Origin of the sequence: Paraflavitalea pollutisoli (assembly GCF_029360705.1) — a bacterium.
Lineage (GTDB): Bacteria > Bacteroidota > Bacteroidia > Chitinophagales > Chitinophagaceae > Paraflavitalea > Paraflavitalea pollutisoli.
Window position 1 is genome coordinate 64,445 of sequence record NZ_JARKMX010000001.1, and the last position, 14,446, is coordinate 78,890.

Sequence of the window (14,446 nt, forward strand, 5' to 3'; positions counted from 1 at the left end):
AATGCCCTCATTTAACTGGCACGATAGCGTCAATTTAGTATCCAAGCTTACCTTTCGCCGCGCGTGGAACGCCGGTAAGGTGCTGAGTAGCTACTATTTAAGCAAGTGGACCAAGCGGCCCGTACAGTGGGGCTTTCCGGTTTCCATCTCCTTTGAGCCCACGACCTCCTGCAACCTGCGCTGCCCGGAATGCCCGAGTGGTTTGAGGGCGTTTACCCGGCCTACGGGTATGTTGCAGAAGGATTTTTTCCGGGATACGATCGACCAGCTTTCCCGCGACCTGATGTACCTGATCTTCTATTTTCAGGGCGAACCTTATCTGAACCCCAGCTTTCTGGACATGGTGAAGTATGCGTCGGATAAGGGTATTTATACCGCCACATCGACCAATGCCCATTACCTGAATGATGCCAATGCGAAGCGCACGGTGGAGAGTGGGCTGGACCGGCTCATCATTTCGATCGATGGCACTACGCAGGATGTGTACCAGCAGTACCGAGTAGGCGGTAAGCTCGAAAAGGTACTGGAGGGAGCCCGAAACATCATGAAGTGGAAAAAGGAACTGAACAGCACAACGCCCTTCGTTTTCTTCCAGTTCCTGGTGGTAAAGCCCAATGAGCACCAGATAGAAGATGTGAAAAAGCTGGCGGCAGAGATAGGGGTGGATGATGTACGCTTCAAGACCGCCCAGGTATACGATTATGAACAGGACCCCAATAACCTGATACCTACCATCGATAAATTCAGCCGGTATCGCCGGAATAGCCAGGGCGAAATTAAAGTCAAGAACAACCTTGAAAATCATTGCTGGCGCCTGTGGCATGCCACGGTGATCAGCTGGGACGGCCTGGTGGTGCCCTGTTGTTTCGATAAAGATGCCCAGCACAAACTGGGCGACCTTAAAGGCAAACCTTTCAAAGAGGTATGGCACAGCGATGAATACGTCAGCTTTCGCCGGCAGATTCTCCAAAGCAGGAAGAATATCGACATCTGCGCCAATTGCAGTGAAGGCACCAAAGTGTGGAGTGAATAAACCTGATCCTGCTCCCTACCCTATGCTCAGTGGATTTTTTTGACACCTGGTATGGCTTTCGCGTAGACTGCCACACCGGCAAATTTGCTACTTTTACACCCCAACTACTGATGCAATATGAGTCTTGAAAATGACATCCAACAAACGAAGTTCCGGAACGAATACCATAAGGTATCGGTGAATCTCATTTTTACTTGCAACTGGATGATGGAGCAGCATAAGAAGTTTTTTGACAATGCCGACATCACTCCACAGCAGTACAATATCCTGCGCATCCTGCGCGGAGCAGGGGATCCCTTGTCGACCCTGCAGATCAGGCAGCGCATGCTCGACAAAATGAGCGATACCAGCCGGATCGTTGACCGGCTCGTCAAGAAAGAACTTGTTAAAAAAGTAATCTGTAAGACAGATCGGCGCCTTGTTGACGTTACTATATCCGATAAAGGATTAAGTTTACTGGACAGCCTCGACAACAGCAATGAAGAAATGGATGCGTCTGCAGGCCATCTTACTGAAGAAGAAGCTACTACCCTGAATCAACTACTCGATAAAATGCGAGGTTAGTTTATCCGAATTATGAAAAGACATTTTTTGACTTTTGCTGCCTGTATCTGGGCATCGATGACCGCTTTTTCCCAACCCAATTATGAATTCAGGGGCGCGTGGATCGCAACTGTCGACAACATCGACTGGCCCAGCAAAGGTAATTTTGATCCTGCCCGCCAGCGGGCCGAGTTCATTGCCCAGCTGGACATGCACAAACGCAATGGGCTCAATGCGATGATCGTTCAGATCAGACCCGCCACAGACGCATTCTACCCCTCGCCCCACGAACCCTGGAGCGAATGGCTTACTGGTAAACAAGGCAAGGCTCCTTCTCCTTATTACGATCCGCTGCAATTCATGATCGAAGAGACGCACAAGAGGGGTATGGAATTTCACGCCTGGTGTAATCCCTACCGCGCCGAATTCCAGATCGGCAAATCTTCTATCGCAGCCAATCATATTACCAAACTGCATCCCGAATGGTTCCTCGCTTACGGCGGCAAACGCTATTTCGACCCAGGCAATAAAGATGCACAGCAGTTTGTGGTGAAGGTGATCCGAGATGTCGTAAAGCGCTACAATATCGACGCGATCCATTTCGACGACTACTTCTATCCCTACAAAGTACCAGGCAAAGACTTTCCTGATAACAAGACCTACGCGCAGTACGGCAAAGGCATGAGCCGCGATGACTGGCGCAGAAGCAATGTGGACTCGATCATCGTGGCGTTGAGCAAGGCCATCAAGGAAGAAAAGAAGTACTGCCGTTTTGGTATTTCTCCCTTTGGTGTGTGGCGCAATGAGCGCGACGATCCGGAGGGCAGTGCCACCACCGCTGGTGTTACGAACTACGACGACCTGTATGCCGATATTTTGCTCTGGCTGGAAGAAGGATGGATCGATTATGTGGCGCCGCAGTTGTATTGGGAATTCGGTTTCCGCGCCGCTGCGTACGAAGTACTACTTGATTGGTGGGCCAAACATACGTATGGCCGTCATTGCTATATCGGACTGGCTCCTTTCCGTGCCAACAGCAACGCCACCTGGCGCGATAAAACCTTGCTGCCCAGGCAGATCGCGGAGCTCCGCAAGTATCCCGAAGAGATTCAGGGCGCCATCTATTTCAGTAGTACCTCTTTCAACCGCAATCCCAACGGATGGGGCGACAGTCTGCGCCTGAACTATTATAAAGAACCAGCGATGATTCCCGGCATGCCCTGGATCGACTCGCTGCGGCCGGCATCACCCGTGGTAAAATCTTTTGATGTGGTAGACAGCTCAACCTTCGATATCACTGTAGCCAAATCGGCCCTGGCGAAGGCACCCATCAAGCAGTTCAAGCTGTATGTGAGTGCGGATACCACCGAAAAGTTTGTGAACTTCTACAGCGCTAAGCCGATCGGTACCGAACCGGGTGGTGATTCCTGCATTTTCCGGGTGCAGTTGCCCGATAACAAAAGATATGCGCGGATCTATGTAACAACGCTCGATGCCGATGGCAATGAAAGCCTTCCCAACAGTAATTGGCCGATCCGGCTCGACTTTGTGAAACTGGAGGAGGAAGCCTGGATTGTACGGTAATGATTTCGGTTTACCTTTGGGCTCTTATTACGTTCTTAAAAAATTAGTTATATGCCTGGTTTTGAATTATTTGGCGCTTCCGAGCGCAAACATGTGAACGATGTGATTGAAACGGGGATCCTGATGCGCTATGGCTTCGATGGTCCGCGCAAGGGTATCTGGAAAGCGAAAGAGCTGGAAGCTGCTATTTGCGATACGTTTGGCGCTCAATACGCCCAACTGGTTTCCAGTGGTACCGCTGCGCTGACCACGGCCCTGAGTGCTTTGGGCGTTGGGTATGGCGATGAGGTGATTATGCCATCGTTTACGTTTGTTGCCAGCTTTGAAGCCGTGTTGAGCGTAGGCGCAGTTCCTGTACTGGTGGATGTAGATGACACCCTGACCCTCGATCCGGTAGCTGTTCGTGCAGCGATCACTCCGCAAACGAAGTGCATCATGCCCGTGCATATGTGTGGCAGTATGGCCGACCTGGAGGCTCTCCAGTCTATTTGCAAAGAGCACAAGCTGTTGTTGCTGGAAGATGCCTGCCAGAGCATCGGCGCCAAATTCAACGGAAAATACCTGGGCACGATTGGTGATGCCGGCACTTTCTCCTTCGACTTCGTCAAGACGATCACCTGTGCCGAAGGCGGCGTGGTGTTGACCAACCATAAAGACGTGTATACGACGAGTGACGGGTACAGTGACCATGGTCACGACCACCTCGGTGTAGACCGTGGTGCAGACCTGCACCCTTTTATTGGTTATAACTACCGTATTTCCGAGCTGCATGCTGCTGTGGGCCTTGCGCAAGTGCAAAGGTTGCCCGAGTTTCTGGCCATCCAGCACAAAAACCACAGCGCGCTGAAAGCGATCTTGTCGCAGGTGCCGGAAATCAGCTTTCGCCGCATTCCCGATCCGGCTGGTGACAGCTGCACGTTCCTGAGCTGGTTTCTGCCAACGGCTGAAATTACAGAAGCAGTAGTAGCAGAACTGAAAGCCCAGAACATCCTGGCAGGTAATTTCTACTGGTACAACAACAACTGGCACTATATCCGCAAGTGGGATCACCTGAAACAGTCGATCACCCTCAATGCGCTGCATCCTGACCTGAAAGCTGCGGTGATCCATCATGCTACCAAGGACTTTTCGGCGAGCGATGCGATCATGAGCCGGGTCATCTCTTCTGCCATCAGCTTGTTGTGGACAGAGGAACAGATCAAGGAGCGTGGTGAGAAGATCGTAGCCGCGGTGAAAAAGGTGTTAGCTGCGCAGACGGCTACTGCTTAATCCGAGACTGGTTTGGAGAAACTTACCGGGCTTTATTGCCAGGTCTGACTTCAGGCAGTTTTCAACTGGCTAAAAGTGTAGTTCGTACTCAATATATTCAAGGGTTGACCGAAATGGTCACCCCTTTTTTGTTGGGCGCGCTTAAGTACATTAGATATGGCTAAAAATCGTGCAAGTCGCACTGATAAATGTTGGCGACAAGGACTTAATTGCATCTAACCGGCTGATAATAAGCCTACAACCGGCCTTTGCCCAGCATCGCTATACAGGGCTTGTAGCACTGTTTAGGCCAGTGGAGTGCGACCTTACGTACTATGCAGTGCGACCTTTTGGCCATATCAAGGCCAGTAAACACCATCTGGATGGCTGCATCTATTCTGCAGCAACCGTAGGGTCGATAACTCCTGGTTTACAGAAATATGAAGCTTTGTGGCTACTACATGGATTTCCCGGGAACTTACTTCCCTTCCAGGTAATCACAATCTTGCAGCGAGCCCATGCGGAAGCGGAGCGGCAGGCCGGAAGCTTTCTCGAACTGCAGCTCTTGCCGGCAGAAAAAGCCGAAGTGTTTTGTATAGTAATCGCGCGTGATGGAGGAGGGGGAACTGGTAAAGTTTTGCACAGGTAGTGCTACCCTCAACAAGGGCAGGGTCACCGGGTACGAGGTATCGGGCAAGTGCTGTGAAATGTTAAAATATCTGGCGGCTGGGGCGTACCAGGTTTTAGACAGTTTCATCGAAAGCGGCCCTGGCACTGCAATTGATGTAGGCTGCGGTTGTTGAGTCCAAGCTGCTGACATTAACACTTTAAAAGAAATCAGCAGGGCAACAATAATTTTATAAAATCGTTGGTCCACGTTTCTTACTTTTGTCCGTAAATTTACGGCCTGATTTTTGTGGTTCCGGCCGATTTTCCAAGTTTTTTGGCAAACGGCTGGTTAAAAAAACCCCTGACGAATAATGGCACTGAGTCAAAGTTTACAACAAAAACTACTTCAAAAGTTATCTCCCCAGCAAATTCAGTTGATGAAGTTGCTGCAGGTGCCTACTGCCAATCTGGAGGAGCGATTAAAAGAAGAACTGGAAGAAAATCCGGCCCTTGAGCTTTCAGACGAAAATCACGAGGATCAGTTTGAAGGCGAGATCAAGGACGAATTTGAGAGCAAAGATGACGATTTTGAGCCGGATGGCAGCGAGGAAGAATACGACAATATCGATATCAGCGAATATGTGGGTGATGACGACGGAGAGATTGCGGAATATAAGATGAAGGACGACAACTATCCGGAGGCGGACGACAATAAAACCGTTCCTTACCGGATCGAGACCTCCTTTCACGAGCACTTACTGGAACAGCTGGGTATGCTAAAGCTCGACGATCGGCAACGAAGAATTGCAGAACAGATCGTGGGCAGCATCGATGACGATGGTTACCTGCGCCGCGAGGCCTCAGCGATCGTCGATGACCTGGCTTTCCGGCAAAATATCGACAGCAACGAGCAGGAAGTGGAAAACGTGATCCGCCTGATCCAGCAATTTGACCCTGCTGGTGTATGCGCCCGCAACCTGCAGGAGTGTCTGTTGCTGCAGCTGAAAAGACAGCAGTTTGCCGGCAAAAAGGTGGACATGGCCATTGAAGTGCTTTCCAACTATTTCGACGAGTTTACCAAAAAACACTACGATAAGATCCAGCGCGGCCTGAACCTAACCGACGAAGGGCTGAAAGACGTGATCGGCCATATCATCCGGCTAACGCCCAAACCAGGTGGCAATCACGGCGACATCAACAAAGCAGAAAGCTATGTGGTGCCCGACTTCTTCATTTACAACAACGGCGGCAAACTGGAACTGACCCTCAACTCCAAGAACGCCCCCGACCTGCGCATCAGCGAAGGCTACCGGGACATGCTGAAGGAATACGACAAAGGCAGCAAAAAGGACAAACGGCAGAAAGAAGCCGTTTTGTTCATCAAGCAAAAGATCGACGCGGCCAAATGGTTCATCGATGCCATCAAACAGCGACAACATACGCTGTCGAGTGTGATGGAAACCATTATGGAATACCAGCTGGAATTCTTCCTGTCGGGCGACGAAACCTCGCTGCGCCCCATGATCCTCAAAGACATTGCAGAGCGTACCGGACTCGATATCTCTACAGTAAGCCGGGTGGCCAACAGTAAGTTCGTGCAAACGGAATTCGGCACCTACCGGCTGAAGTTCTTCTTCAGTGAATCGTTGAGCACCGATAGCGGTGAGGAAGTAAGTACCCGTGAGGTGAAAAAGATTCTCAGCGATATGATCGAAGGCGAAAGCAAGAAAAAGCCCCTGAGCGACGAAAAATTAACCGACATGCTCCAGGAAAAAGGATATAATATTGCACGTCGAACAGTGGCCAAATACCGCGAACAACTCAATATTCCGGTAGCGCGGCTGCGTAAAGAATTATAATGGACAATATCAGTATTCCGGCTCCTTCTGCGAATGGCAACGGTCATGACCGGCATCCGGCGGTGATCCGCTTTTTCGCGCATCTTTTCTCATTTTTGTTGCACCCGATCCTGATCCCTACCTATGTTGCCGCCTTTCTGTTGTACCTGCACCCAATGGCATTTGCCGGTTATGGCGACCGGGAAAAGTTCTTCATCATGGTCGCGGTGTTTTTCAGCAGCGGCTTTCTGCCGGCGTTTTCCGTTTTCCTGATGGAGCGATTGGGTTTTGTCTCTTCTTTCTTTCTCCGTACACAACGTGAACGCATCATTCCCTATGCTGCGGCCATTATATTCTACTTCTGGATCTGGTATGTATTTCGCAATCAGCAGCGTACGCCTATTCCCTTTGTTCAGTTTTTGTTGGGTAGTTTTCTGGGAGTTTGCAGCGCCTGGATGTGGAATATCAAGTTAAAGATCAGTATGCATGCTACTGGCGTTGGCGGCCTGATGATGTTCTTCCTGATACAGGCGCTTTCCGGTAACGATACTACTGCCCAATACCTGGCCATGGCTTTTCTGGTGACCGGTGTTGTCTGTACCTCCCGCCTGATTGTGAGTGACCATAGTAAAGTGGAGATCTATCTTGGCCTGTTTACCGGTATGGCTTGCCAGCTGGTAGCGTGGTGGATATAAAAAAAAGAAAAGCCCGAACATAGGGTACGAACCTATATTGAGCTTTCCCGCCTTCAAACCATCTGAAGTTCATGTCCAATCTAGCCGTTCAATATGTTGGACCTTGTCAGATAGTATTTTGTAGGGTGGTAAATGAACAGGCATGAACCACCTTTAATTGTTTCGATTATCTTATTCAGGACTTTCACCGGCACTGCGGGACAGCCAAGGCTGGTACCCGATATCTTGTTTTCCTTCAACCAATTGTTTCCTACATACCGCGAGCTGTGCACCACTATCCGCCGCTCGAAGGCTTTATCGTTGATCCCTTGTTCGAGTCCATCAATATTGAGTGAAAGTCCGTTGGCGCCCTGGTAGGTATTACGGGTTATGTAAAATCCCAGGCTGCTTTTGAATGATTCGGGAACATTGGAAAATGATTGGGCGTATTCTTTGCCCGAGCGCTTTCCGTGTGCCACATACGTATTGATCAGTAGTTTGGTGCGTGCCAGGTCGATCACATACAGTCTCTTCTTACGGGACGATTGACTGAAGTCGACGATCGAGAGTACGCTATCGTTGGTTAATCCTTCTTCTGCCATCAGTTTGCGATACCCTTTCAACCCATACTCCAGGGCTTCGCGGGTAAGGCCGATCTTTTCCAGTCGCAGGCTGTCGAACAAATAAGCAATATCATCCTGCAGCCGCTCTTCTGCACTTTTGGTGACCGTATTGGACGGTGAATCGTACAATACGAACGGCTTGGGCACTGCGGTGGCGATCTTCAACTCTCTGCTGCTGCCCGACATAAATACGGGCCAGCTGGCTAAAATCAATATCAGTATTACAGTCACTATAGATTGTAATGGGCGATACATGGTGCTCGGGTTTTCACAGGGGCAACAGCCTCTTGTTAACATCAATATCCAACCTGTCTCTCTTCGGATTCCTGCTGCACGGTTCAACTTTTTGCGGCAGTGGTTTGATCTGCGTCAAACCTTTGACTGGCGCCGGTCGCTGACGGATATTAAACGGTGCTCAGGAACGAATTAGTATAGCACGGTGTAGCCGATACACCCCAATATTTTATTGTGCTGCGAATAGTGACAGGCGCTTGGCCGGGCTGCTGGGAAACGACGCGCACAGACGTATAGTCAGGTTAGAACACAATAACAATCAACAGGTTACCGGAATGCTCCCTACTGATGTGGCTTGTTGGGGCTGAACTCGTTTGCGTAAATCTTGATCATGAGCAAGAAGAGGCTAATGAGGATGGGGCCGAATATGAGGCCGATGAATCCAAACATGCTGACGCCTATTATGACCCCAAACACGGTGATCAGCGGATGTACATCGCCGAGCTTTTTCTGCAGCCAGAAACGGAATACGTTGTCGGAAACACCGATCACGCCCAGGCCATAGATCATCATGATGATGCCCTTGCCGGTGGCACCGTTTGCGAAGAACACCACGCTGATGGGAATATAGGCAGCAGCAGCCCCTACAACGGGCAACATGGCAGCGATACAGGTAATGACGAACCAGAAAATGGGTTTATCCACGCCCAATATGACATAGCCAATCAGCGCTACCAGGCCCTGAATGAGAGCGATCAGGGGAATACCGATGGCATTGGAGTTGACCAGCATGTTCAATTCCCGGCGGAGCAACAGGATATTCTCATCTTTCAGGGGCACCCATTCGTAGAAATGCGATTCCATTTTGCGACCATCCACCAACATAAAGTACAGGATGAAATACATGATCAGTATGGTGGTCAGCGTTTCGAAGGTGGCGCCGAGTATTTTGGGCAGGGTTTCTGCCGCCATCGTCGAAATGCGTTTGATGTTCTCATCGGTCAGTATCTGTATCTCATACTTCCGCTCATACTGAGCGATAAAGTTCTTGATGGAAGTGAGGATTTCTGAAGAATGATTGATGGCCCAGGCAACCCTCGAGGTCATCATATTGGCAAATACCAGGATGGGCACCATGATGATCAGAAAAGATAGTAACATCAAGAGCGCAGCTGCCAGGTTCTTGTTCCATTTATGCTTTCCCTGCAGGATGAACATGTACTTGCGCATGAGCACGTACAGGGTATAGGCTCCGAGAAAGGCGGGCAAAAAGGTTTTGAGGTAAATGAAGAGCACGTAACCGATGAGCAGGATAAGGATCAGTAACAGTAGCTGCCGGATGGCATTGTTTGGAATGGAATTCATACGCGTTTACTGGTTGCTGGTTGCCGAATCTGGTTAATGTATTGCGTGCTGATTTTGAACCAACAAGCTACACATAAACTGTCAGAATCCGGCAACCAGCGGGTTGTTTTAAATCTTTACATTTTTCCAGGCGCCCCGCCGGAAGATGATCACACCAGCAATACTGATGCCTGCCTCAGCCGTCAGGATAGCGGTAAACACACCGGTAGGTCCCCAGCCCAAATAAACCGACAGGAAATAAGCCAGGGGAATCTGGAACAACCAGAAACCAACAAAGTTGATATAAGTGGGTGTTTTGGTATCACCAGCCCCATTAAAGGCACTAGTTACTACCATACCTACCCCATAAAATATATAACCCAGGCTCACGATGTGCAATGCCTGCGACGCCACCTTTACCACACCCGCATCTTTATTCATAAAGGATGTGATGAGATCACCGCCTAGCAGGAAGAGCAGGATAACGCCCGCCATAAAAATGGCGTTGTATTTGGCTGTCTTCCAGACCGATTGCTCCGCCCGTTCGGGCTGTTGTGCGCCCAGGTTTTGACCCACCAGGGTCGCCGCCGCATTACTCATACCCCAGGCGGGCAATAAGAAAAACATCAGGATCCGTATGGCGACACCATAGCCTGCCACCGCTTCATCGCCAAAGCGGGTGATCAGCCTGGCCAGGAACATCCAGCTGGCCGACGCTATGAAGAACTGAAAGAACACCACCCACGACAGATCGAAGAGGGTTTTGAAGATACCCAGGTCGAGATCGAAATGCGGGCGCCTGATGCGCAACAGACTTTTCCCCTTGAACAGGTGGTAGAGCTGATACAACACACCCACACCCCGGCCAATGGTGGTAGCTATGGCGGCACCGGTAAGCCCGTAGTAGTGAATGAGTATCGGACACAGTATAATATTACAGCCGTTGGCCAGCCACAAGGACCACATGGCAATGGCGGCATTGCCTGCGCCGCGGAAGATCCCGTTAATGAGGAACAACAGCATGATCACGGCTGAGCCGCCAAACATGATGCGGGTGTAGGGCGTACCCATCTCCACCACTTCGGGCGATCCGCCCATCAGCTTGAGTACCCAGGGTGCTCCAAAGCCACCGGCCAGGCTGATAACGACGGTAATGATCAGCGCCAGGTTGATGGCCTGTGCAGCCGATTTGGCCGCCAGGTCGATGTTCTTTTCGCCCACCCGGCGCGCTACTACGGCCGTAGCACCCATACTGAGCGCCATGGCTACGGAATACAGGATCGTCAATACCGACTCTGTCAGTACCACGGTGGATACCGCCTGCCGGGCATGCTCGATCCTGCCTACAAAGTATATATCGACTACGGCAAACACGCTCTCCATCATCATTTCGAGGATCATGGGGATGGCCAGCATCAGCACCCCTCTTCGGATGCTGCCCTGGGTAAAATCCTGGTGTTCGCTTGTCAGTGATTGTTTAATAAATGACCAGACAGACGTTTTGCTGTTTGTTGCATTCAATGGCATACGTTACTCTTTTGGGAGTTGAGTGAATTATGATAATAGATCAGTGAAGACCGCTTCAGCAGCGGACAAAGGGGGTGAACCGTAAATGTCGCCGGGAGCCCGCGCTACTTGCCCTTGTTTCCGGCGAATGTGATGAGCATCATATTACAATGGAATTGAGATTTCAAATCTACTCTTTTGGCATCGCCGCGCCAAGCATTTTTGTTGGCTTTTGGAGAAACACGGCGAACAAAATGTCCGAAACCGGACATTTTCTCTTCCTGATCTTTTGACAACTCGTTGATAATGTGTCTTGTACGATTGGCACTTAGCTTGGAACCCTATAGCAAACCGAAGTAAGCCATGGATAGCGCAATCGCCCCCCAGATTATACAACAACGCAAAAGAAAAAGGATCATTTCGATCGTAGTTATCCTGATCGCGCTGGTCGCTGCCACCTGGGTGCTGCGGCTTTCCCTCTCCTCTTCGATCCGTAGATCGGCGATCATCACGGCCGTAGTAGAGAAAGGAGATGTCGACAACACACTTACCGCCACGGGAGAGATACAGCCTGAATTTGAAGAAGTGATCACCAGCCCCATCAATGCCGTCATCAAAAATGTATTGCTCGAAGCCGGTACCCCGGTGAAATCGGGCCAGTCGGTTCTGGAACTGGACAAAGCTTTCACGCAGATCGAACTCGAAAAACTGCGGTTTCAACTGGAGCTGAAAGAAAACAGCATCGCCCGCCTGACCCTGCAGCTCGACAAAAGCTTTTATGACCTCAAAGCCAACGACTCGATCAAACAGCTTCGCATCAACAGCCTGCAAGCAGCTGTGCAGGACGCCAAGCGACTGTTTAAAGCTGGCGGCGGCACCCGCGAAGAAGTAGAGCAGGCCGAGCTGGACCTGAAGATTGCCCAGTTGGAAAAACGTCAACTTGAAAATGAGATCCACAACAAGCAAATGACCATGCGTACGGATATGCGCGAATCGCAGATAGCCGCCAAGATACAACGCAAGGACCTGGACGAACTGGAACGCAAACTGGAACAAGCCAATATAGTAGCCTCCCGCGATGGGGTCATTACCTGGGTCAATAAGAATATCGGTTCGCAGATCGGAGAGGGAGCATCGCTGGTGAAAGTAGCCGACCTCGGCAGCTATAAGATCGTGGGCAGCATCTCCGATGCTTTTACCGACCAGGTTCATACCGGAATGCCCGTGGTGGCAAAGATCAATGACTCGCTGATCAAGGGCATGGTCATCAACATTCACCCCGCCATTCAAAACAACATCCTGTCATTTGATGTGCAGCTCGATAACCGCAACAGCAAGCTGCTGCGGCCCAATATGAAGCTCGACATCTACCTGGTGACGGCTACCAGCAGTGACGTGCTGCGGGTGGCCAATGGTCCGGCCTTTAAAGGAGTGACCATACAGGACCTGTTTGTGGTACAAAACGGTAAGGCGATACGCAGGAGTGTGCCCATCGGCCTGTCGAATTTCGATTTCGTGGAACTCAAAAACAATGTACAGCCCGGAGACGTGATCATTACCAGTGACATGAGCCAGTACAAGCACCTGCAGGAATTAACCATCAAAGACTAAACCCCATGAAAGCAAGGATCTATTTACCGGGCATAGCCCTTTTGATAAGCTGTGGGGGACAAAGCCTGAAAGCCCAATTGACGGAAACCACACCGATGGCAGTACTCGTGCCGGGAGCGCCCCCGCCTGCCAGATTTGGACGCCCCTGGACAATGGGCCAGCATGTACGTACCAATTTAACGAAGCCTGCCACTACCCATTACGACGACACGCTACGGCTATCTTTATCGCAAGTGGTGGCCATGGCCAAAGAGCAATCTATTGCGGCCAGGCAAGCAGTCACCCTGAAGGAGAACAAGTACTGGTTATGGCGCACCTATCAATCCAATTACAAGCCACAACTGGTGCTCGATGGTCGGCTGCCTGCTTATAGCAAGACCTACCAGGAGATCCTGCAGCCCAACGGAACGATCTCCTTTCAGCCGGTCAAAAACAACAACTCGTCGCTCAACCTCTCTTTGGAACAAAGCATCGCACAAACGGGCGGCACCATTTTCGGCACCACCCTGTTACAGCGCTTCGATGATTTTGACCGGAAGACAACCCTGTACAATGGGGTGCCTTACGCAGTAGGGTATACACAACCCCTGTTCATGTTCAACAACCTGAAATGGGACAAGCGCATCGAGCCCTTAAAGTACAATGAAAGCCGGCAGGAATACATTGAATCGATGGAGCAGATCGCCATACGCGCTTCTGGTTATTTCTTCGATCTGTTGCTGGCACAGGTCAACCTGCAGATCGCCGAGACCAATTTCAACAATACCACCAACATCCTGCGCATTGCCAACGAGAAGTTTGAACTGGGCCGTGTATCCCGCAATGAGATCCTGCAACTACAACTCGAGTTGCTGAAGTCGAAAAAATCGGTGGCCAGCGCCAAACGGGAAATGGAAATTGCCGTGTTGAACCTGCGAGCCTATGTTGGGCTCAAGGGAGAGGAAAAAGTGGCCCTCAATCTGCCGGAAGGCGCCATTGCGATCGAAGTATCGGCCGATAAGGTATTGACCGAAGCGTATGCCAACCGGTCGGATGCGATCGCTTTTCGGCGCAAGATCACCGAAGCGAAACGGGATGTGGCGAAGGCACGGGGCGATAACAGTTTGAATGCGCGGTTGACGGCCCGATTGGGATTTTCCAATAGCTCGCTTAATTTGCCGGGGGTATATAAATCACCCAATAACCAGCAGTTGTTTCAGCTGGAGTTCGATATCCCCATCCTCGACTGGGGCCGTTCGCGCAGCCGGATGAAGACAGCGCAGGCCAATCAGAAGTTCGTAGAATATGCAGTAGAGCAGGATCAGCAGGTCTTTCGTCAGGAGATCTTTACCCAGGTAACGCTGTTTGATATGATGCAGGAACAGGTATCCCTGACCGAGCAGGCAGACAGCATCGCTTCGGAGAAATACCAGATCGCTCGGGAGCGCTATGTGCTCGGCAAACTGAGTATTACCGACCTGAGCATTGCCTTTCAGGAAAAAGACCAGGCCAAACGCGACTATGTATTTGCGCTGCGCGATCTCTGGGGAGCTTATTACCAGTTACGTTACCTTTCCTTATACGATTTTGAGAAAAACGAAAAGATCATCTATCAATAAA

12 protein-coding genes are annotated in these 14,446 nt (G+C 50.5%); 8 read left to right on the forward strand and 4 right to left on the reverse strand.

The features are described from left to right. Window position 1 precedes the first annotated feature (1 nt). The 4 genes from P2W70_RS00295 to P2W70_RS00310 all read left to right on the forward strand — a co-directional run bounded on the left by P2W70_RS00295 (window position 2) and on the right by P2W70_RS00310 (window position 4,429). Window positions 2-1,033, forward strand: coding sequence for a radical SAM/SPASM domain-containing protein (locus P2W70_RS00295; RefSeq protein WP_276479412.1), 1,032 nt, complete (start codon window positions 2-4; stop codon window positions 1,031-1,033). Between the two features lie 117 nt (window positions 1,034-1,150). Next, entirely contained in the window at window positions 1,151-1,597 is a 447-nt protein-coding gene (locus P2W70_RS00300; protein ID WP_276479413.1) for a MarR family winged helix-turn-helix transcriptional regulator, read from the forward strand. 12 nt (window positions 1,598-1,609) lie between these two features. Then, complete coding sequence (locus tag P2W70_RS00305; RefSeq protein ID WP_276479414.1) at window positions 1,610-3,160, forward strand: glycoside hydrolase family 10-like protein; 1,551 nt, start codon at window positions 1,610-1,612, stop codon at window positions 3,158-3,160. Between the two features lie 51 nt (window positions 3,161-3,211). Beyond that, window positions 3,212-4,429: a DegT/DnrJ/EryC1/StrS family aminotransferase gene (locus tag P2W70_RS00310; RefSeq protein WP_276479415.1), complete on the forward strand. Its 1,218-nt coding sequence runs from the start codon at window positions 3,212-3,214 to the stop codon at window positions 4,427-4,429. A gap of 457 nt (window positions 4,430-4,886) precedes the next feature. Here P2W70_RS00310 and P2W70_RS00315 read toward each other — a convergent pair whose 3' ends face one another. Beyond that, window positions 4,887-5,285 carry a hypothetical protein gene (locus tag P2W70_RS00315; RefSeq protein WP_276479416.1) on the reverse strand — a complete coding sequence of 133 codons (399 nt, stop codon included), beginning with the start codon at window positions 5,283-5,285 and terminating at the stop codon, window positions 4,887-4,889. A gap of 103 nt (window positions 5,286-5,388) precedes the next feature. Here P2W70_RS00315 and rpoN point away from each other — a divergent pair, with 103 nt between their 5' ends. Continuing rightward, a complete protein-coding gene (gene rpoN, locus P2W70_RS00320) occupies window positions 5,389-6,876 on the forward strand; it encodes an RNA polymerase factor sigma-54 (protein WP_276479417.1) in 1,488 nt (495 codons plus the stop codon). Next, entirely contained in the window at window positions 6,876-7,550 is a 675-nt protein-coding gene (locus tag P2W70_RS00325) for a hypothetical protein (protein ID WP_276479418.1), read from the forward strand. Before rpoN ends, P2W70_RS00325 begins: the two co-directional genes overlap by 1 nt. A gap of 80 nt (window positions 7,551-7,630) precedes the next feature. Here P2W70_RS00325 and P2W70_RS00330 read toward each other — a convergent pair whose 3' ends face one another. From P2W70_RS00330 to P2W70_RS00340, 3 genes are all read right to left on the reverse strand, one after another. Next, window positions 7,631-8,407: a murein L,D-transpeptidase catalytic domain family protein gene (locus P2W70_RS00330; protein WP_276479419.1), complete on the reverse strand. Its 777-nt coding sequence runs from the start codon at window positions 8,405-8,407 to the stop codon at window positions 7,631-7,633. Between the two features lie 321 nt (window positions 8,408-8,728). Then, a complete protein-coding gene (locus P2W70_RS00335; RefSeq protein ID WP_276479420.1) occupies window positions 8,729-9,751 on the reverse strand; it encodes an AI-2E family transporter in 1,023 nt (340 codons plus the stop codon). 108 nt (window positions 9,752-9,859) lie between these two features. Then, on the reverse strand, window positions 9,860-11,257 hold the full coding sequence (locus P2W70_RS00340) for an MATE family efflux transporter (protein ID WP_276479421.1): 1,398 nt from the start codon (window positions 11,255-11,257) through the stop codon (window positions 9,860-9,862). Between the two features lie 342 nt (window positions 11,258-11,599). Between P2W70_RS00340 and P2W70_RS00345 the strand changes: the two genes are divergently transcribed. Continuing rightward, the gene (locus P2W70_RS00345; RefSeq protein ID WP_276479422.1) at window positions 11,600-12,847 is read left to right on the forward strand and encodes an HlyD family secretion protein; all 1,248 of its coding nucleotides are present in this window, start codon (window positions 11,600-11,602) and stop codon (window positions 12,845-12,847) included. 5 nt (window positions 12,848-12,852) lie between these two features. Then, entirely contained in the window at window positions 12,853-14,445 is a 1,593-nt protein-coding gene (locus P2W70_RS00350; RefSeq protein ID WP_276479423.1) for a TolC family protein, read from the forward strand. Window position 14,446 lies beyond the last annotated feature (1 nt).

Excerpts from the sequence above, each read along its gene's own strand:
- P2W70_RS00310 (WP_276479415.1), top strand. The coding sequence starts at position 3,212 with ATGCCTGGTTTTGAATTATTTGGCGCTTCCGAGCGCAAACATGTGAAC.
- P2W70_RS00295 (WP_276479412.1), top strand. The coding sequence starts at position 2 with ATGCCCTCATTTAACTGGCACGATAGCGTCAATTTAGTATCCAAGCTT.
- P2W70_RS00335 (WP_276479420.1), bottom strand. The coding sequence starts at position 9,751 with ATGAATTCCATTCCAAACAATGCCATCCGGCAGCTACTGTTACTGATC.
- P2W70_RS00345 (WP_276479422.1), top strand. The coding sequence starts at position 11,600 with ATGGATAGCGCAATCGCCCCCCAGATTATACAACAACGCAAAAGAAAA.
- P2W70_RS00305 (WP_276479414.1), top strand. The coding sequence starts at position 1,610 with ATGAAAAGACATTTTTTGACTTTTGCTGCCTGTATCTGGGCATCGATG.
- P2W70_RS00330 (WP_276479419.1), bottom strand. The coding sequence starts at position 8,407 with ATGTATCGCCCATTACAATCTATAGTGACTGTAATACTGATATTGATT.
- P2W70_RS00325 (WP_276479418.1), top strand. The coding sequence starts at position 6,876 with ATGGACAATATCAGTATTCCGGCTCCTTCTGCGAATGGCAACGGTCAT.
- P2W70_RS00350 (WP_276479423.1), top strand. The coding sequence starts at position 12,853 with ATGAAAGCAAGGATCTATTTACCGGGCATAGCCCTTTTGATAAGCTGT.
- P2W70_RS00300 (WP_276479413.1), top strand. The coding sequence starts at position 1,151 with ATGAGTCTTGAAAATGACATCCAACAAACGAAGTTCCGGAACGAATAC.
- rpoN (WP_276479417.1), top strand. The coding sequence starts at position 5,389 with ATGGCACTGAGTCAAAGTTTACAACAAAAACTACTTCAAAAGTTATCT.
- P2W70_RS00340 (WP_276479421.1), bottom strand. The coding sequence starts at position 11,257 with ATGCCATTGAATGCAACAAACAGCAAAACGTCTGTCTGGTCATTTATT.